Here is an 18,600-nt window from a genome sequence, read left to right as displayed (position 1 = left end):
AGTTTATCTCAACTATTCTTTTTGTGTTCTGACAACCAATACGTCACATGGTGCATAACGAGTGATGTGTTCAGAAACACTACCGATAAGGAAGCGTTCTACTGCATTTAAACCAGTTGCTCCGCAGACAATCAAGTCGGTTGCGTGTTTTTTAGCAAGATCTTTTGGCACTTTGACTTTTGGTGAACCATATTCAATTTCCACCTGAACGGTATGTACGCCAGATTCTTCTGCCGCTTGCTTATACTCTTGCAATAACTCTTGTGCATATGATTCTGAGCGTTCAGCCATTGTACGGTCATAAGCTTCGATTGTCGCAAAATTGCGAGTGTCGATGACGTGAGCGATGACGAGCTTAGCATCGTTACGTTTGGAAATTTCAATTGCTTTTTTGAATGCCCATTCTGCTTCTTTAGATCCATCTACTGCCACAAGAATGCTTTTATACGTTAAACCCATGATTTTTGCCTCCTTTTTGTATATATACCATTATAACAAATGAAACATGCATAATTGTTGAAAAATAGCGAATTTTAACAGAAATGAGTTTTTTACTATAGTAACAGGCGGAAGGGTGAATAGTGGTGAAAAAGAAAAAAACACAAGCTTTTGTTTATGATGAAAAGGGAATTGAAGAGACACGGAGGCAATTGCTGGAATCTTATAGTGGTGAACCTGTGAAAGAAAAAAGAAATAAAAACAAAGAAAAGTAGCTGGGCCCCTGTTTTTGAAGAGGGTAGTGGACTTACGGCAATGAAAATCCTGCATCCTATTGGAGCAATCGGGTTCTTATTGGTGCTTGATCTCCCACTTATACTTCTTGCCCAGTTAGAATGTAATAAAACGGCAGTGCATCGATCGATGCACTGCCGTTGTTTTTGCCTTTATTTAATCATTTGCAGTTCTTTCGGGAATTTCGTAAGGATTTCACAGCCATTCTCTGTTACATAGATATCGTCTTCTATGCGGACGCCCGCTACGCCAGGAACATAAATGCCTGGTTCAATTGTGTAGACCATCCCTTTTTGAAGAGGAAGGGCGTTTGTTTCTGTTAAAGAAGGATATTCGTGTACTGATATGCCAAGGCCGTGTCCAAGTCTGTGAGGGAAGTACTCGCCGTATCCTTTTTCAGCTATGTAGTTGCGTGCAGCGGCATCCACATCCGAGCATAAAGAACCTGGTTTGCTCAGCTCAATGGCAGCCAATTGTGCACCAAGCACTGTATCATATATTTCTTTTTGTTTATCGTTAATGTCTCCGTAGGCAACGGTCCGGGTAATATCAGAGCAATATCCTTCATATACTACGCCAAGATCGAAGAGTACCAAATCGCCTTTTTTAATCTTGGTTTGGCCTGGCGTTCCATGAGGAGAAGCCGCATTCGTTCCTGTAAGGACCATGGTAGCGAAAGACATTTGGTTGATGCCCTTTTTCTTCATTTCATATTCAATGGCAGCCAACACATCCATTTCAGTTTTGCCTTCCTGGATCTCATTGACGCCGACCTGTACCGCATAATCCGCTAAACGGCATGCTTCACGAAGGATCTCCACTTCTTTTTCATCTTTAATCATCCGCAATTGGCGCAGTTTCTCTTCTGCTGAAACCAATTCTGGACTTGCGAAGGTTGATTGGATGGCTTCATAGCGTTCGATATTCATATGCTCTTTTTCGACCGCTACCGTTCTAATAGTGATATTGCGTTTTTTTACGGCTTCCTTAATCATATCCCAAGGGTTTTCGATATCCGTATAGCCGATCATTTCCTGTTCCCAACCGGCATTTTTCGCATCGTTCATCTCCATTTTCGGGCAGATCAAGATAGGTTCCGCATCCGGAAATACAGCCAAGGACAGAAGTCTTTCATGTGGATCACTATAGAAGCCGCTTAAATGAAAAACATTTTCTGTAGATGTGATAAATGCTGCTGAAATATTGCGTTCCTGTAACCAGTTTTTAAATAGCTCTAATCGATTATTCATTTGTTTTCCTCCTATAGAATCAACTATTTTGAGATTACCAGTATAAAAGGGCAATTGCAAACTGTTATACTTATTGGAAATGAGGGTATATACTACCTGGAATTCAATGTGAAAGGGGATTTTGGCATGAAGGTATCATTTCACGGACATGCTGTAGTAAAAATTGAGACGAATGGAAAAACGATTTTGATTGACCCTTATATTAGTGAAAACAGTCAAACAGATTTAAAACTTGAGGATGTTAAACCAGATGTGATTATCCTGACGCATGGCCATGGCGATCATATCGGCGATACGGTCGAGCTTGCGAAAAAGCATGGATCCCTTGTCATTGGTATGGTGGAACTATGTACGATCATGGAATGGCAAGGTGTTGAACGGACACACGGTATGAGCATCGGAGGAGCCAGGGAGTTCGATTTCGGCACAGTCAAGCTGACTCCGGCGTTTCACGGTTCGGGCTTTGTTACGGAAGATAAACGGATTCTTTATTGCGGCCAGCCGGCGGGTGTTTTGCTTACTATTGAAGGGCATACGATTTACCATGCAGGAGATACGGCCCTTTATTCCGATATGAAACTCATCGGGGAGCGGCATCCAATCGACCTGGCATTTGTACCGATCGGCGATAATTTTACCATGGGGCCGGAAGACGCTGCGACTGCAGTTGAATTCCTCAATCCCAAATTAGCCGTGCCCATCCATTTCAATACATTCCCGCCTATTAAACAGGATCCTCAGAAGTTCATTTCCATGCTTCCTGAAGGAAAAGGGAAAGTCATGGAACCAGGCGATTATATCGAATTTTAAAGCAGCATCTGTCTAATCATTCTCTTTTAGGATAAAAAAAGAAGGCAGGAATACTGATTTTTCAATATTCCTGCCTTTTTGATTTGGTGATTAAAGTGGTTACTCATGATTTTTGAAAAGTGCTGGCAATATATATACAACACGAAAAAATGTCTGGAAGTTTTCCAAAGTCCTTTCTTCTCTTATTCAACTAAAACACCTAGTTTTTTCTATTAATGGATACCACCGAATGGATCACAACTGAATTCTATGGTAAAAGCTTTCTCAATTGATAAACCATTAAGATGATAAATCCCTTCAATTTGAATGCGGTATTTTCGACCATTATCTATTAATGAAGCATCATTAGATGTTTGCTCCCACTCGCCATGAGAAGAACTTGCTATACGGGATGTAATGTTGTCTGCTTTTAAAAACACTTGCCCTTTTCGAGAATCATTATACTGTGTTTCAAATTTACCCATAACCTCTACAGAAAATAGAGTATCACTAACATAAAGATGTGCTGTTTTCTTCATTTCTCCATTTATCCCCATATTGGCTTTAGTAGTAGTTGAGGGTAAAGCGTTTAATGTTTCATGTTCACTTTTCAAAAATGAATCTATATGTTCTTGGATCTTTCTTTTATATTCTTTCGGTTCAACCCAATCTTCTGGTTTAAAATCTGCAATTGGAGTCACTTCAAGAAATATTTTTCTTTTTGTTCCTGGGATAATTGTAAAGGGACAGATCTTTTACCAAGATCTTCATTTGGAGTGTGTTCATCAGTTAATACTTTAGTTTCTGTTTCTTCATTTGTACTACACCCTGCTAAAATGATTATTGCAAGTAAAATAGCCGCGAATAAAAAATTTTTCACTTTTATACAAATCCCCTTTGTTACACTATTTTCTATTAATTATACTTTAAGAATACAATAAATGGAAAAAGAGGATATATAAACTCTATTAATCCTTATAAAACGATCATCCCTCAAAAGAGTATCACTCACATATTTTTCGGGCGTTTTTTCTTCTTCTTTCAATTGGGCCTGCATACAATGGCAGTGAATGAAGATGGAAGGATGGGTAACAATGAGAGAAAGATTGTATATGTGTTTATTATTGATAGGGGTTATGCTGTATTACGCCATTCCGCATATAAAGCTTTACACGGAACCGACACAGATTCTGTTTGCTGGAGGATGGTTGTTATTGGCCTTTTGCGCAGTTGCCGGCAATTTATCGGCTATCTTATACAAAGCTAAGCGCGCTAAACGGATTCCAGCTAATCAAGAGGCGAAAGAAAGAAAAAGAACGTACAATTATTAAGGCGATAATTGTAAGTGGGCGCTCTTTACCCTTATAATGGAGATAAACGGTTTTTGTAAAGGGTGAAGAGCTTTGGCTACAAAGCATGAACAAATATTAAAATATATAGATGAGCTCCCTATCGGAGAAAAAATATCAGTCCGTCAGATCGCCAAAGAATTGAGCGTAAGTGAAGGAACGGCATATAGAGCGATTAAGGATGCGGAGAATAAGGGATATGTAAGCACAATCGAACGGGTAGGCACGATCCGTATTGAGCGAAAGAAAAAAGAGAATATTGAAAAGTTGACTTATGCGGAAGTTGTTAATATTGTCGATGGACAAGTCTTGGGCGGAAAAGCAGGGCTCCATAAGACGCTGAATAAGTTCGTCATTGGCGCAATGAAGCTGGAAGCGATGATGCGCTACACTGGAGCCGGCAATTTATTGATCATCGGTAACCGGACCAATGCCCATGAGCTCGCTCTGCAGGCGGGGGCTGCTGTCCTGATTACAGGCGGTTTTGACACCGATGACCATGTGAAGAAAATCGCAGATGATCTGCAGCTTCCGATCATTTCTAGTTCCTATGATACGTTTACTGTGGCGACGTTAATTAACAGGGCAATCTATGACCAATTGATCAAGAAAGAAATCCTTCAGGTGGAGGATATTCTTACATCACTTGAAGATACGGCTTATCTTCATTCAGGGGATACGGTCGGCCTTTGGTTCGAATTGAATGAAGAAACCACACATAGCCGTTTTCCTGTCGTCGATGCCAACAATAAGGTAATTGGCGTGGTGACTGCCAAGGATATTATGGGGGCATCCCATGATACATTAATTGATAAAGTCATGACAAAGCAGCCAATGACGGTCAGTGGTAAAACAAGCGTTGCTTCTTCAGCGCATACAATGGTATGGGAAGGAATCGAAATGCTTCCCGTCGTCGATAACCACAATAATCTGCAGGGAATCATCAGCAGGCAGGATGTACTAAAGGCCCTGCAAATGATCCAGCGCCAACCGCAAGTGGGTGAGACGATCGATGATGTGATTGCTTCCCAACTGGTTTCAGTCCCAGGCAAGAATAAGGGAGAGGAAGTATACAGATGTGAAGTAACACCGCAGATGACGAACTATCTAGGAACCATCTCCTATGGCGTATTCACAACCATTGTTACAGAGGCGGCAAACCGTGTACTGCGCACTTTCAAAAGAGGCGATCTGGTAGTGGAAAATATGACGATTTATTTCATAAAGCCTGTCCAGATAGACAGCCAGTTGGAAATCGTGCCGAAAGTGCTCGAAGTCGGCCGAAAATTCGGGAAAGTGGATATAGAGGTATTCAATGAAGGCAAATTGGTAGGCAAAACAATGATGATGTGCCAATTGCTGGATCGTCATTGAGTTGGGGTTGCATAAATGATTAAGAACAAAAGGATGCTTGTACGCATCCTTTTGTTTGGATATTAAAGTCTCGCTTGGCGAAGGTGATCGGCCTCGTCAGCCGCAAGCGGAAGGAAATAACGGTAGGCCCTGAATCCGTTCCAGGCACTTAACAAACCGATGATCATAAAGACAGCGGAAATGATATAAGTCGTTGCAGTCTGGAAAAGGAATAGTTGATTGATGCCGAACAAAGCAACAAACAATCCTAGAGCCATCGAGGATTTAGCGGACAGCCATTTGCGCTCCATCGGCCTTTTTGTCCGGAAAAATTTAATCTTATAAAAAAGGTAAAATCCTACTGAAAATGTGATGAGAATAACGAAGACAGGCATATACAGTACCTCCAAAGTGTTAATCTGAATTTATTGTAACGAGATTTGTACATAAATGCTACAATTATGGAAAAAAAAGCAAAGTAAGAGTGAGAAAGAATAGCTAACGAAGGGAAGATTTCGGAATGATTAAAGAAGAGATTTTACAAGCCATTAAAGAATACGACACGATCATATTGCACCGGCATGTACGGCCCGATCCCGATGCCTATGGGTCTCAATGCGGCCTGGGGGAAATACTGAAAATTTCTTTCCCGGAAAAACATATTTATTGTGTCGGCCAGGAAGAAGAATCACTTCATTTTCTGAAGCGCCTCGACAAGATTGAGGATCAGGTCTATGACAATGCCCTAGTGATCGTATGCGATACCGCCAATCAGGAGCGGGTCTGTGACCAGCGTTATAATCAAGGCGCTAAATTGGTGAAAATTGACCACCATCCGAATGACGATGCGTACGGGAATCTTTGCTGGGTCGACACGGGCGCTAGTTCGACGAGCGAGCTGATTTATGAGTTTTATCTGTATGGAAAAGAGAAGGGACTAAAGATGAATGATGAAGCCGCCCGTTTGTTATATGCGGGAATTGTGGGGGATACAGGCCGTTTTCTGTATCCGAGCACGACGGAAAAAACCTTCAAGTATGCCGGCGAACTGATTGAGTATAATTTCTCGCGCACTCAATTGTACAATCAAATGTATGATATGGAGGAAAATATTATCCGCTTGAACGGTTATGTGATGCAGCATTTCGAGATTTCCCCAGCGGGTGCAGGAAAGCTGGTCCTGGATCAAGAAACGCTGGCTTCTTATGGGGCAAAGGCTTCCGATGCCTCCCAATTGGTCAGTAATCTAGGTTCAGTCAAAGGATTGAAGGCATGGGTGTTCTTTATTGAAGAAGAGAACGACATCCGCGTACGCTTCCGTTCCAAAGGCCCAATCATCAATACGATTGCCAAAAAATTCAATGGCGGAGGACATCCGCTTGCGTCCGGCGCGACCATATCCTCCTGGTCCGAAGCGGAAGCAGTTATGGCAGAAGTGGAAAAAGCATGCCAAAACTATCAGGGTTCACTATAGACAGTCAAGAAAAAGCTGCCGTATAAGTTCGGCAGCTTTTTCGTATAGTATACGTTTCCTTTTTAACCTGTCGGTATTGTACATAACGTAAGCGCTGAAGTTCTTGTCCTCTGCGCAATGCTATGATCTACTGCCGATTATTTCTCTTACACTCTTTTGATGATTACTTCTATGTGCAATGTCGAATAAAAGAGTACTTCCGCCACCTCAAAAGAATAAGTCTTCTCATTCAAGATCAGCTGCTTGTTTTCTATTGTTTTTTTGATGAGGTATTTGCTTTTGTAGACGCTTTCCACATCTTTAGTCAACAATGAGCTTAAATCTTTGCGGATCGCCTCCTGCGCCTCCATGGCGGATAGCAAATCCAATTTCAGTTCCCGGTAATTGGTGATGCTAACCTGTATCTCATGTATTTTCATTTTTTTGATTGTTTCTTTGTTTTGCGATTGAGATTCTTTTTCCCATATATCAATTTTGTTCTTTTGGTCGACAATAATTTGTTTTTGGGAGCGGATGGTCGCAATCTGCTTCTCTTGCATGATGCTGTACATATGCAGAAACAGAAGCCAACTGACGATCGCACCAATTGCCGCCCCGGCGAAGAAGCGCTGCCAAGATGCATTAAATTGGACATATGGCGATCTCATAGCGGGAGATGCTCCTGAGTAAACCATTTAATGATAACGGCACCTGTATTGGCGCCGCCCAGCGCAGCAAGTATCCAAAGAATCTGTTTGACGATATCCCGCGTTTCCCCCTGGAATATGCCTCTTTCAAATGTGTAGAAAGTATCAAATGTCCCGCCGATTGCGGCTACAATAGCCCATATCCGCAAGCTTTCCGATAGGCGCAGAATCGTCGTCAAAGGCGGTTGATTCGTAAAAAAAGCAGCGATGCCGCCAATGAAAGCACCGCCCAGCAAGACGCCCAACGCTATAAAAAAACTATTTAAAAAAGCAGGAAAAAACGCTTCATTCATAGAATCCCATCCTTTACTAAACGAATTGCGATAGGCCTTGGCCCCCTACAATGTGATAAGCCCGGTAACGTATGGACATGCCACCGGATAATCCATGTATATGCAGATCATTCCATTGCCATGCAAAACAGAACATATTTTCTTTTTGCTGTAAAAATCTTTATACTATGGGTAAGAAAATGTTCAAGAAAGGAAGGGTTTATATGGATTTCGTTCATCTTCACGTTCAGTCTGCCTACAGTTTGTTGTCAAGCACTGTCCGGATCGATGACTTGATACAAGCCGCTACAGATAATGGAATGGACTCCATAGCCCTGGCGGATAGGAATGTCATGTATGGGGCGGTTCCTTTTTATAAAGCTTGCAAAGCAGCCGGCATTAAGCCGATTATCGGGCTTTTGGCGGATGTGCTGCATGAAGAGCAATCGCATCCTTTATTGTTGTTGGCAAAGAACCAAGCGGGCTATAAAAATCTTTTGAAAATCAGCAGTGCGATTCAAACTAAATCAAAGGCCGGGATTCCCCTTCGCTGGCTGAAAGGGTATAGCGCGCACTTGATCGCCATATCTCCCGGGCGGGAAGGATATGTGGAAAGCTGTCTTGCCAGTGAAAGCAGAGAAGAAGCAGAGGCAGCTGTTATACTTTGGAAAGAATTGTTCGGATCATCGAATGTGTATCTGTCGTTACAGGAAGGATGCCCGTTGGAAGGGGCTGTTAGGCAATTGGCTATGGACACGGAAACCCTTACTGTCGCGACTTCGCCCGTTCTTTATATGAAGCCTGAGGATGAACTTGCCTATAGGGTCATGCAGGCGCTGAAGTTAGGAGTGAAATTAAGCGAAATGCCTTCCGATGCTCCTGGCAGAGGAACCGGGTATTTCAAAACGGGCGAAGAAGTACTCCGCGCATTTCAGGATTCTCCGGAAGCAGTCCGGAATTCAGTCCGCATTGCGGCATCCTGTGAAGTGGAGATTCCTTTCCACCAGAAGCTTTTGCCTAAGTATCCGGGAGACATGCCGGCAGGTGAATTGCTGGCGCAGTTATGTCGGGAAGGGTTTCGGGAACGCTATCCGGATGCACCTAAGCCGTATTGGGACCGGCTTCAATATGAGCTTGATGTCATCAGCAAAATGAATTACAGCGATTATTTTCTGATTGTATGGGATTTCATGAAATTTGCGCGGCAGAACCATATCATGACCGGACCGGGCCGGGGATCGGCTGCCGGATCGATGGTAGCCTATGTGCTCCGGATAACAGACGTAGATCCTATGAAGTATAATCTGCTTTTTGAGCGGTTTTTGAATCCTGAACGAATCAGTATGCCCGATATAGATATCGATTTTTCGGATATTAGAAGGGACGAGGTAATTGCTTATGTAGCAGAAAAATATGGCGCATTGCATGTTGCCCAGATTATTACGTTCGGCACTTTTGCGGCCAAAGCTTCTTTAAGGGATACCGGAAGAGTGTTCGGCTTGAACACCCGGGAACTGGAGCAGTTGTCCAAAATGGTGCCGGGGCGTGTCGGTTTGACCATTAAAGACGCCCTTCGTGAATCAAAACAACTGCAATCTTTTTATGAAAGTGATGAATTGAATAGAAAGCTAATCGATACAGCATTGAAGCTGGAAGGGCTCCCAAGGCATACTTCTACACATGCTGCCGGCGTGGTCATCAGCAACCTCCAGCTGACCGAAAGTATTGCCATTCAGGAAGGCCATGATGGGATTCATTTAACGCAGAGTACGATGGACCAGCTTGAGGAGCTGGGATTATTGAAGATGGATTTCCTTGGCTTGCGGAATCTGACCTTAATGGAAAGAGTGATCCAATCCATCAGAAGAAAAACAGGGAAGGCCATTGATATCAGACAGCTGCCGATGAATGATGAAGCAACAATGAGGATGCTTGGCACAGGTGATACAGCCGGTATATTCCAATTCGAATCCGAGGGAATGCAAAATGTCCTTAAACAGTTGAAACCAGAAAAATTCACGGAACTAGTCGCCGTCAATGCTCTTTATCGTCCGGGACCGATGGATAATATCCCTTCTTACATCAGGCGCAAGAATGGGGAAGAGCCTGTTGAGTACTTGCACAGCGATCTGGAAGAGATTTTGAAAGATACGTACGGCATTATCGTGTACCAAGAACAAATCATGCAGATTGCATCCCGGTTTGCCGGATTTTCTCTGGGAGAAGCAGACTTGCTGCGCCGGGCTGTCTCCAAAAAGAAAGGAAAAGAACTCGAGCAACAGCGAATGGCGTTCGTACAAGGAAGTATAAAGCAAGGATATCCTAGGGAAACGGCGGAAACCATCTATAACGATATTGTCAAGTTCGCCAATTATGGTTTCCCTTTGGCGCACGCCACCGCTTACAGTTTGATCGCTTATCAGCTGGCTTACTTAAAGGCGCATTATCCCGCTTATTTCATGGCTGCACTCATGAGCAATGCCATCGGCAACGACGCCAAGATTGCTTCTTATGCACGCCAGCTCAGAAAAATGGATATCCCGCTTTTGGGCCCATCCATCAATACAAGCTTCTATCCCTTCCAGGCAGAGGAAGAGGGCATCTCCTTCAGCTTGGCCGCCATCAAAGGGGTTGGCGGCAATGCTGTAAAAGAAATTGTGCAAGCGCGGAAAGACAGACCTTTTACCGACTTATTCGATTTTTGCATCCGCGTTCCACTGCATATCATAAATCGCAAAATGCTTGAAGCCCTTGTACATGCAGGCGCTTTTGATGAATGGGGAATGGATCGTGCCACTCTTCTGGCCAGTTTGGATGTGGCGATCGATCATGCGGAACTTGTCTCCGGAGATGGAGAAAGCTTCGATTTGTTTGAACAGACAGGGTTTGACATCAAGCCAAAGTATATAGAGGTAGATCCAATCCCATTGGAGACAAAACTGGAATTCGAGAAAGAAGTACTCGGTTTCTATATATCGGATCATCCGCTTGCTTCCCATAAAAAACTTTTCCGCCATTTCGGAGCGGTGCCGTTGTATACAGCGATTGAAGAAACCGATAAGCGGCATATCATTTCTGCTTATATAGCGGAGGAACGCACAATCCGTACAAAAAAAGGAGAGGTCATGGCCTTCCTTACCCTTGCAGATGAAAGCGATGAACTGGAGGCGGTGGCCTTTCCGGCGGCGTATAAAAAACATGCCGTACATTTGAGCAAGGGCAGCATAGCGATCTTAAGCGGAGTGACCGAACTACGAAACGGAAAGCCGCAATTCATAGTGAACGACCTTTATCCATTGGAAGAATTGCGAGAATGGCAAAAAGAAGAATCAGAGATTCTGTATATCCGCCTGGAAAAAAACGCAGACCAAGCAGTTTTGTCGAAACGTGTCAACCGTATATTGAAAAAGTATCCCGGCAAGACGCGCGTTATGCTTTACCAGGAAAAAGAGAGCCGGACAATCCAGCTGCCTTTATGGGATTGGGTCCAGGTATCCCCTTCTTTGATTGGAGAATTAAAAGAGGCAGCAGGAAACAGGAATGTAATTGTGAAAAATATTTAAACTTTTACATCCTAATTTATTATGATATAGTGAAACATATTGCGGTGTGGTCTGACCACTTCGGCAACTCGCATTCATTTAAATTGTTTCTCTTATTTTAACTAATAAGGAGTGAATACCGTGACACTTAGAGATGAAGCTTTACATATGCACCGCCTTCATAAAGGTAAATTGGAGACTGTTTCAAAAGTAGAAGTGAAAAACGCTGAAGACTTAAGTTTAGCCTATTCTCCAGGTGTTGCAGAGCCATGTAAGGATATCTATGATAAACCTGAATTGGTCTATGAATACACAATGAAAGGTAACACGGTAGCTGTTGTTTCCGATGGCACAGCGGTTTTGGGCTTAGGTAATATCGGCCCTGAGGCTGCTATGCCTGTCATGGAAGGAAAAGCGGTTTTATTCAAGAGTTTTGCCGGCGTTGATGCCTTCCCTCTTTGCTTGAATACAACCGATGTCGACCAAATTGTCCAGACAGTCAAGTATCTTGAACCGACATTCGGCGGTGTTAATTTGGAAGATATCGCTGCTCCCAACTGCTTTGTCATCGAAGAACGCCTCAAGAAAGAAACAAACATCCCAGTATTCCACGATGATCAGCATGGAACGGCTATTGTCACAGTTGCAGGCTTGGTCAATGCCCTTAAGCTCGCTGGAAAAAGCATGTCTGAAATTAGGGTGGTTGCTAACGGTGCGGGTGCCGCAGGAATTGCCATTATTAAACTATTATTTACGTATGGTGTCCGTGACGTCATCATGTGCGACAGTAAAGGCGCTATTTTTGAAGGCCGCCCATATGGCATGAATACTGTAAAAGATAAGATTGCTGAAGTGACTAACCGCGATAAGGTAGAAGGAAGCCTCTCGGATGTCATTAAAGGGGCAGATGTGTTCATCGGCGTTTCTGTAGCTGGAGGTTTGACGAAGGAAAATGTCGAATCGATGAATGATCATCCGATCATTTTCGCTATGGCGAATCCGATACCGGAAATTATGCCGGCGGAAGCAAAAGAAGCAGGAGCACTAGTGGTCGGCACTGGACGCTCGGATTTCCCTAACCAGGTCAATAACGTGCTGGCTTTTCCGGGAATATTCAGAGGGGCGCTTGATGTCAGAGCCACACACATCAATGAAAAAATGAAAATGGCGGCTGTAGAAGCCATTGCCGGTCTGATTCAGCCTGCTGAGCTGCATGCTGATTATGTGATACCAGGGCCATTTGATCCACGGGTGGCACCAGCTGTGGCTGCGGCCGTAGCGAAAGCCGCTATGGAAACAGGGGTAGCAAGGATCAAGGTAGACCCTGAGGAAGTAAAAGCAAAAACAGAAGAACTGGCAATCATCGGAAAGTAGTGAAGGCTGAATTGAAAAAACCGGATAAGATATCCTCAAAGGTATATTTGGAAATTGTTGAAAAATTGAAGAATATGATAAAAGAAGATGGACTTCTCCCAGGAGACAAAATTCCTTCGGAGCGTGAACTATCAGAGCGGCTCCAAGCAGGGAGGTCATCCGTCAGAGAGGCGCTGCGTGCTTTGGAGCTGCTCGGCCTTATAGAAACTCGAAGGGGCGAAGGGACTTTTATCAATGATTTCCAGGAACATAAGTTGGTTGAAATCCTCGGGGGGTTTCTTCTGCAGGATCCTGCGATAAAAAACAATTTGACCCAGACAAAGACGATGTTGGAGCTCGATTGCCTTCGCCTCTACTATAAGGATGCGAGCGAACGGCAGGTAGATGATGTGCTTGATTGGATCAAGGATGCTGAGTTTACTGATTATGATTTTTTCCAAAAAATTGCTGCCCAACAGGCCAATTCTTTGATGCAGCGGATATGGATGACGGTGGCGAACTATGAAATTCTGGTATCGAAGCCGATGGTCATAAAAGACAAATATCCTTATGAGCAATTGATGCTTTCCGTCAAAAACCAAAATGAAGAGCAAATGATTCTTACGTATAAAGAGTCAATCAGAAATATGTCGAACAGTATATGACATTATTTTACAGTCTTTAAGATAAAATTGATGTAAAGTATAGGACATGCAATTGAAACGCATGCATGCGGGAAGTTACAAGAAAAAAGGGGGATTCCTCTTGCTGAAAGAGTTATTTTCAAAGCCTAAAAAGAAAAAGTACGCTACCATTCCTTCTGAACGGAACAAAAGTGACGTTCCTGAAGGAATCATGACTAAATGTCCAGAATGTAAGAAAATCATGTATACAAAAGAATTAGTGAAAAACATGAAAGTGTGTACTCATTGCGGGTACCATCACCGGCTGTCTGCCTATGAGCGGATTGAGTATACATTGGATGAAGGTTCTTTTGAAGAATACTTTGCTGATATGATTTCCGAAAATCCTCTTCAATTTCCTGGCTATGAGGAAAAGTTGGAAAGCGATCGCAAGAAAACAGATCTGAACGAAGCGGTTGTTACCGGAACAGGAACCATCGGCGGCGAAGAAATTGCAATTGCCGTTATGGACGCCAATTTCCGGATGGGAAGTATGGGTTCAGTAGTAGGAGAAAAAATTACTCGGGCTGTAGAATTGGCCCAAGAACGAGGAATACCTTTTGTCATCTTTACAGCTTCCGGCGGGGCCAGAATGCAGGAAGGGATTTTAAGCTTAATGCAAATGGCCAAAACAAGCATTGCATTGAAACACTTTAGCGATAACGGCGGTTTATTTATCTCTGTGATGACTAATCCAACGACAGGCGGCGTTTCTGCAAGTTTCGCCTCATTAGGGGATTATAATTTGGCTGAGCCTAAGGCATTAATTGGATTTGCTGGACGGAGTGTGATCGAATCCACAATCCGTGAAGAATTGCCAGAAGACTTCCAGACGTCAGAATTTTTATTAAAACATGGCCAATTAGATGCGGTCATCTCCAGATTGGAAATGAAAGATAAGTTATCGACTATCTTAAAAATACATCAAAAGGGCGGTGAAAACCAATGGTTGGAGAACTAGAGTTTGAACGTCCTGTTATCGAACTGCGCAATAAGATCGATGAGCTGAAGAAGCTGACACAAGAAGCCGAGGTGGATCTGTCGGAAGAAATCCAAAAACTTGAGAACAGGCTGACCAAGCTTGAAAATGACGTATATGATAATATGAAGCCGTGGGATCGGGTCCTTGTCGCCCGCCATCCAGGCCGGCCTACCACTCTTGATTATATCAGCCATATTTTTGCTGATTTCATCGAATGCCACGGAGACCGGGTTTTCGGTGAAGACGAAGCGATTGTCGGAGGCATTGCTACTTATCGCGGATTGCCGATTACAGTCATCGGCCACCAGCGAGGCAAAGATACAAAAGAGAATATACGGCGCAATTTTGGAATGCCCCATCCAGAGGGATATCGAAAAGCGCTCCGGCTCATGAAACAAGCAGAGAAATTTAATCGTCCGATTATTTGCTTTATCGACACCAAAGGAGCCTATCCGGGGATGGCGGCAGAGCAACGCGGGCAAAGTGAAGCCATTGCCCGTAATCTATTTGAAATGGCAGGATTGCAGGTCCCGATTATCTCGATTGTCATTGGTGAAGGAGGAAGCGGTGGAGCACTAGCTCTGGGAGTGGCCGATCGAGTCTATATGCTCGAGAATTCGACTTATTCCGTGATTTCTCCTGAAGGGGCTGCCACGATTTTGTGGAAAGATGCTTCACTTTCAAAAAAAGCAGCCGAAAGCATGAGAATCACTGCACCTGATCTCGAGGATCTCGGCGTGGTTGATGCACTCATCCCTGAAGTGAAGGGCGGAGCCCATCGAGATGCGAAAAAGCAGGCAGAATATATGGATGCCGTTCTGTATCCGGCTTTAAAAGAGCTTTTTACCAAGGATTGTGATACACTGATAAACGATCGTTATAATAAATTCAAGGCAATTGGTAAATATGGGTTTGTAAAAACCCTATCAGAGGTAAAATAAATGGTGTGGCCTAATGGCTACACTTTTTTGGTTTAATTCATTTTTCAAAAGAGTATGATAAATTCCGTCAATTTTGTAAAAATCAACAATTTCTTGAAAAGTTACGAAAATGTAAACGTGAAAACGTATTCCATCTGTAAATAATGTTAATTACTTCACAAACAGACTTTACGAATATGAAAATCTCCTTTAGAATGTATAGGCAGAAAGAGAATTAACACTTCCTAAACACACATTACATACGAAAAGTTTCCTAAGTTTTTAAAGAATGTTTATAAATTTGGATGTAATGACAAAGGATATTCATGAGAAGTTTCAGGTGAATAAAAAACATGAACAATCTTGGGAATAATTATTTTTACATACAAAAAACACAGTGGATATGTGTTCTATTTATTCCCAAAAGAATAATTTAGAGGTGAATAACGTGAAAAGAATTGGCGTGTTAACAAGTGGCGGAGACGCTCCAGGAATGAATGCAGCTGTACGTGCGGTTGTGCGTAAGGCTATCTATCATGACCTTGAAGTATATGGTATTTACCAAGGCTACCAAGGCCTTATGAATGGCAATATCAAAAAATTGGAATTGGGCTCAGTTGGCGACATCATCCAACGCGGCGGTACAATGCTGTACTCTGCAAGATGCCCGGAATTCAAAACAAAAGAAGGTCAACTTCTTGGGATTGAACAATTGAAGAAGCATGGCATCGACGCATTGGTTGTCATTGGCGGCGATGGTTCTTATATGGGTGCGAAGGCACTAACTGAGCATGGCTTCCCATGCATCGGTGTTCCTGGAACAATTGATAACGATATCCCTGGAACAGAGTTCACAATTGGATTCGATACAGCCTTGAATACAGTTATCGACGCAATCGATAAAATCCGCGATACAGCAACTTCGCATGAAAGAGCATATGTTGTTGAGGTTATGGGTCGTGATGCTGGTGATATCGCTTTATGGGCGGGGCTTGCCGGCGGTGCTGAATCCATCATTATTCCAGAGGACAATTTTGATATTAACGATATCGTGAGCAAATTGAAAAGAGGCCATGAGCGCGGCAAAAAGCACAGCATCATCATTGTAGCTGAAGGTGTCGGAAGCGCTAGTGAAATCTCTAAACAAATTGAAGAAATGACTTCATTTGAAACTCGTATGACTGTTCTTGGCCACGTGCAGCGCGGTGGATCGCCAACGGCTGTGGATCGTGTGCTTGCAAGCCGACTAGGTGCGAAAGCTGTTGAACTTCTTCTTGAGGGCAAAGGCGGACGTGCTGTCGGAATCGAGAAAAACGAATTAGTGGATTATGATATTATCGAAGCTCTTGGAAGACCGCATAAGATCGACATGGGCATGTACAAATTATCTCAAGAACTTTCTATTTAAAGATTTTCATTTTTCATTATTAAAAGGAGGCTATTTAGCCAAATGCGTAAAACAAAAATCGTATGTACTATCGGACCTGCAAGTGAATCTCTTGAAAAATTAACAAGCTTAATGGAAGCTGGCATGAATGTTTGCCGTCTTAACTTCTCCCACGGAAGCCATGAAGAGCACGCAGCCCGCATTAAAACAATCCGTGAAGCTGCTGAAAAAACAGGTAAGCAAATCGCTATCTTGCTTGATACAAAAGGACCTGAAATCCGTACAAATGATATGGAAAACGGTGCAGTTGAACTGAAAACTGGAAACAGCATCATTATCTCAACTACTGAAGTTCTAGGGACTACTGAAAAATTCTCTATTACTTATAGAGAATTGATTGACGATGTATCTGTTGGTTCAAGAATCCTTCTTGATGATGGACTAGTTGGTTTGGAAGTTACAAAAATCGACAAAGAAAATGGCGAAATCCATACACGCATTCTTAACGATGGAATCTTGAAAAATAAAAAAGGCGTGAACGTGCCGGGGGTATCTGTAAACCTTCCTGGTATCACTGAAAAAGACAGACAAGATATCTTATTCGGTATCGAGCAAGGAGTAGACTTTGTTGCTGCTTCATTCGTTCGCCGTGCGTCTGATGTGTTGGAAATTCGTGAATTGCTTGATAACAACAACGGCCACTACATCAACATCATTCCTAAAATCGAAAACCAAGAGGGTGTGGATAACATCGATGACATCTTGGCTGTTTCTGAAGGTTTGATGGTAGCACGTGGAGACCTTGGTGTCGAAATCCCTGCTGAAGAAGTGCCTTTGGTGCAAAAACAATTAATCAAAAAATGTAACGCTCTTGGAAAACCGGTTATCACTGCCACTCAAATGCTTGATTCTATGCAACGCAACCCACGTCCAACACGTGCGGAAGCATCTGACGTAGCTAACGCAATCTTTGACGGCACAGATGCAATCATGCTTTCTGGTGAAACAGCTGCTGGTTCTTATCCGGTAGAGGCTGTTCAAACAATGCATAACATCGCAGTTCGCACAGAAACAGCTCTTAACCACAAAGAATTGATTTCTAAGCGCAGCAAAGACAGTGAACATAATATTACAGATGCAATTGGACAATCTGTTGCTCACACAACATTGAACTTGAATGCAAATGCAATCATCACGCCGACTGAAAGCGGCCATACTGCACGCATGATATCTAAATACAGACCGGAAGCGCCAATCATTGCTATCTCTTCTAATGACTACGTTTCACGTCGCCTGTGCCTTGTATGGGGTGTTCAGCCGATTGTTGGTCCAAAAACAAACTCAACTGACGAAATGCTTGATAATGCAATCACTCAAAGCTTGAACTCAGGATATGTTTCTTACGGAGATCTAGTTGTCATCACTGCAGGTGTTCCTGTTGGTGAAACTGGTACAACCAACATGATGAAAATCCAATCTTTGGGTAAAACAGTCCTTAAAGCACAAGGGATTGGCCGCAAAAAAGCAGCAGGAAAAGTAGTTATCGCCAAAAATGCTGCAGAAGCTAACGCTAAAGTGAAATCAGGCGATGTCCTAGTGACAATCGGCTCTGATAAAGAAATGATGCCAGCTATCGAAAAATGCGGCGCATTAATCACTATTGAAGGCGGTTTGACAAGCCACGCTGCAGTAGTAGGCGTGAACCTTGGCATCCCTGTAATCGTAGGTGCTGACAATGCTATGGATTTACTTTCTGATGGACAAGTGGTCAGCGTAGATGCTCAACGCGGAATCATTACAGACGGAAGCAACGCAAACGTACTGTAAT

19 protein-coding genes are annotated in these 18,600 nt (G+C 43.1%); 12 read left to right on the top strand and 7 right to left on the bottom strand.

Translation table 11 applies throughout. From position 1 onward, the window contains the following. Window positions 1-12: 12 nt before the first annotated feature. Window positions 13-459, bottom strand: a complete 447-nt coding sequence (locus tag BN1765_RS15805) for a universal stress protein (protein ID WP_050616044.1) — start codon at window positions 457-459, stop codon at window positions 13-15. A gap of 125 nt (window positions 460-584) precedes the next feature. Here BN1765_RS15805 and BN1765_RS20600 point away from each other — a divergent pair, with 125 nt between their 5' ends. After that, window positions 585-713 carry a hypothetical protein gene (locus BN1765_RS20600; protein WP_261797563.1) on the top strand — a complete coding sequence of 43 codons (129 nt, stop codon included), beginning with the start codon at window positions 585-587 and terminating at the stop codon, window positions 711-713. Between the two features lie 171 nt (window positions 714-884). Here BN1765_RS20600 and BN1765_RS15800 read toward each other — a convergent pair whose 3' ends face one another. After that, window positions 885-1,982, bottom strand: a complete 1,098-nt coding sequence (locus BN1765_RS15800; protein ID WP_050616043.1) for a M24 family metallopeptidase — start codon at window positions 1,980-1,982, stop codon at window positions 885-887. A gap of 126 nt (window positions 1,983-2,108) precedes the next feature. On the opposite strand from BN1765_RS15800, the gene BN1765_RS15795 reads away from it, so the two are divergent. Next, window positions 2,109-2,792, top strand: a complete 684-nt coding sequence (locus BN1765_RS15795; RefSeq protein WP_050616042.1) for a metal-dependent hydrolase — start codon at window positions 2,109-2,111, stop codon at window positions 2,790-2,792. 212 nt (window positions 2,793-3,004) lie between these two features. On the opposite strand, the gene BN1765_RS15790 is transcribed toward BN1765_RS15795, so the two are convergent. Together BN1765_RS15790 and BN1765_RS15785 are read right to left on the bottom strand one after the other, a co-directional pair. Then, window positions 3,005-3,472 carry a hypothetical protein gene (locus BN1765_RS15790; RefSeq protein ID WP_050616041.1) on the bottom strand — a complete coding sequence of 156 codons (468 nt, stop codon included), beginning with the start codon at window positions 3,470-3,472 and terminating at the stop codon, window positions 3,005-3,007. After that, on the bottom strand, window positions 3,469-3,651 hold the full coding sequence (locus BN1765_RS15785; RefSeq protein ID WP_050616040.1) for a hypothetical protein: 183 nt from the start codon (window positions 3,649-3,651) through the stop codon (window positions 3,469-3,471). The genes BN1765_RS15790 and BN1765_RS15785 overlap by 4 nt, the downstream gene beginning before the upstream one ends. Window positions 3,652-3,865: 214 nt before the next feature. Between BN1765_RS15785 and BN1765_RS15780 the strand changes: the two genes are divergently transcribed. Then, window positions 3,866-4,102 (top strand): hypothetical protein, encoded by a 237-nt coding sequence (locus BN1765_RS15780; protein ID WP_050616039.1) that lies wholly within the window; start codon window positions 3,866-3,868, stop codon window positions 4,100-4,102. A 72-nt stretch (window positions 4,103-4,174) separates the two neighbouring features. Continuing rightward, the gene (locus tag BN1765_RS15775; protein WP_050616038.1) at window positions 4,175-5,494 is read left to right on the top strand and encodes a CBS domain-containing protein; all 1,320 of its coding nucleotides are present in this window, start codon (window positions 4,175-4,177) and stop codon (window positions 5,492-5,494) included. Between the two features lie 62 nt (window positions 5,495-5,556). On the opposite strand, the gene BN1765_RS15770 is transcribed toward BN1765_RS15775, so the two are convergent. Next, complete coding sequence (locus BN1765_RS15770) at window positions 5,557-5,868, bottom strand: YtpI family protein (protein ID WP_050616037.1); 312 nt, start codon at window positions 5,866-5,868, stop codon at window positions 5,557-5,559. 128 nt (window positions 5,869-5,996) lie between these two features. On the opposite strand from BN1765_RS15770, the gene BN1765_RS15765 reads away from it, so the two are divergent. Continuing rightward, the gene (locus BN1765_RS15765; RefSeq protein ID WP_050616809.1) at window positions 5,997-6,947 is read left to right on the top strand and encodes a DHH family phosphoesterase; all 951 of its coding nucleotides are present in this window, start codon (window positions 5,997-5,999) and stop codon (window positions 6,945-6,947) included. A gap of 146 nt (window positions 6,948-7,093) precedes the next feature. On the opposite strand, the gene ytrI is transcribed toward BN1765_RS15765, so the two are convergent. Next, window positions 7,094-7,594, bottom strand: a complete 501-nt coding sequence (gene ytrI, locus BN1765_RS15760; protein ID WP_050616036.1) for a sporulation membrane protein YtrI — start codon at window positions 7,592-7,594, stop codon at window positions 7,094-7,096. Beyond that, the gene (locus BN1765_RS15755; protein ID WP_050616035.1) at window positions 7,591-7,926 is read right to left on the bottom strand and encodes a sporulation membrane protein YtrH; all 336 of its coding nucleotides are present in this window, start codon (window positions 7,924-7,926) and stop codon (window positions 7,591-7,593) included. The genes ytrI and BN1765_RS15755 overlap by 4 nt, the downstream gene beginning before the upstream one ends. Before the next feature lie 203 nt (window positions 7,927-8,129). Between BN1765_RS15755 and dnaE the strand changes: the two genes are divergently transcribed. The 7 genes from dnaE to pyk all read left to right on the top strand — a co-directional run bounded on the left by dnaE (window position 8,130) and on the right by pyk (window position 18,599). Further along, a complete protein-coding gene (gene dnaE / locus BN1765_RS15750; protein WP_050616034.1) occupies window positions 8,130-11,468 on the top strand; it encodes a DNA polymerase III subunit alpha in 3,339 nt (1,112 codons plus the stop codon). Between the two features lie 120 nt (window positions 11,469-11,588). Beyond that, complete coding sequence (locus BN1765_RS15745) at window positions 11,589-12,821, top strand: NADP-dependent malic enzyme (protein ID WP_050616033.1); 1,233 nt, start codon at window positions 11,589-11,591, stop codon at window positions 12,819-12,821. Then, a complete protein-coding gene (locus tag BN1765_RS15740; RefSeq protein WP_261797562.1) occupies window positions 12,821-13,465 on the top strand; it encodes a FadR/GntR family transcriptional regulator in 645 nt (214 codons plus the stop codon). Before BN1765_RS15745 ends, BN1765_RS15740 begins: the two co-directional genes overlap by 1 nt. Window positions 13,466-13,565: 100 nt before the next feature. Then, window positions 13,566-14,444: an acetyl-CoA carboxylase, carboxyltransferase subunit beta gene (gene accD / locus BN1765_RS15735; RefSeq protein ID WP_050616032.1), complete on the top strand. Its 879-nt coding sequence runs from the start codon at window positions 13,566-13,568 to the stop codon at window positions 14,442-14,444. Continuing rightward, a complete protein-coding gene (gene accA, locus BN1765_RS15730) occupies window positions 14,429-15,406 on the top strand; it encodes an acetyl-CoA carboxylase carboxyl transferase subunit alpha (protein ID WP_050616031.1) in 978 nt (325 codons plus the stop codon). Before accD ends, accA begins: the two co-directional genes overlap by 16 nt. A gap of 427 nt (window positions 15,407-15,833) precedes the next feature. After that, window positions 15,834-16,793: a 6-phosphofructokinase gene (gene pfkA / locus BN1765_RS15725; RefSeq protein ID WP_050616030.1), complete on the top strand. Its 960-nt coding sequence runs from the start codon at window positions 15,834-15,836 to the stop codon at window positions 16,791-16,793. A gap of 42 nt (window positions 16,794-16,835) precedes the next feature. Then, window positions 16,836-18,599 carry a pyruvate kinase gene (gene pyk / locus BN1765_RS15720; RefSeq protein ID WP_050616029.1) on the top strand — a complete coding sequence of 588 codons (1,764 nt, stop codon included), beginning with the start codon at window positions 16,836-16,838 and terminating at the stop codon, window positions 18,597-18,599. Window position 18,600 lies beyond the last annotated feature (1 nt).

It is taken from the genome of Bacillus testis, assembly GCF_001243895.1.
Taxonomy (GTDB): Bacteria; Bacillota; Bacilli; order Bacillales; family DSM-1321; genus Bacillus_AD; species Bacillus_AD testis.
The sequence above is the reverse complement of the archived record's forward strand: the minus strand, read 5'-3'. Positions and strand labels throughout refer to the sequence as shown.

Excerpts from the sequence above, each read along its gene's own strand:
- BN1765_RS15805 (WP_050616044.1), bottom strand. The coding sequence starts at position 459 with ATGGGTTTAACGTATAAAAGCATTCTTGTGGCAGTAGATGGATCTAAA.
- BN1765_RS15800 (WP_050616043.1), bottom strand. The coding sequence starts at position 1,982 with ATGAATAATCGATTAGAGCTATTTAAAAACTGGTTACAGGAACGCAAT.
- BN1765_RS15795 (WP_050616042.1), top strand. The coding sequence starts at position 2,109 with ATGAAGGTATCATTTCACGGACATGCTGTAGTAAAAATTGAGACGAAT.
- BN1765_RS15780 (WP_050616039.1), top strand. The coding sequence starts at position 3,866 with ATGAGAGAAAGATTGTATATGTGTTTATTATTGATAGGGGTTATGCTG.
- BN1765_RS15770 (WP_050616037.1), bottom strand. The coding sequence starts at position 5,868 with ATGCCTGTCTTCGTTATTCTCATCACATTTTCAGTAGGATTTTACCTT.
- ytrI (WP_050616036.1), bottom strand. The coding sequence starts at position 7,594 with ATGAGATCGCCATATGTCCAATTTAATGCATCTTGGCAGCGCTTCTTC.
- BN1765_RS15755 (WP_050616035.1), bottom strand. The coding sequence starts at position 7,926 with ATGAATGAAGCGTTTTTTCCTGCTTTTTTAAATAGTTTTTTTATAGCG.
- dnaE (WP_050616034.1), top strand. The coding sequence starts at position 8,130 with ATGGATTTCGTTCATCTTCACGTTCAGTCTGCCTACAGTTTGTTGTCA.
- accA (WP_050616031.1), top strand. The coding sequence starts at position 14,429 with ATGGTTGGAGAACTAGAGTTTGAACGTCCTGTTATCGAACTGCGCAAT.
- pyk (WP_050616029.1), top strand. The coding sequence starts at position 16,836 with ATGCGTAAAACAAAAATCGTATGTACTATCGGACCTGCAAGTGAATCT.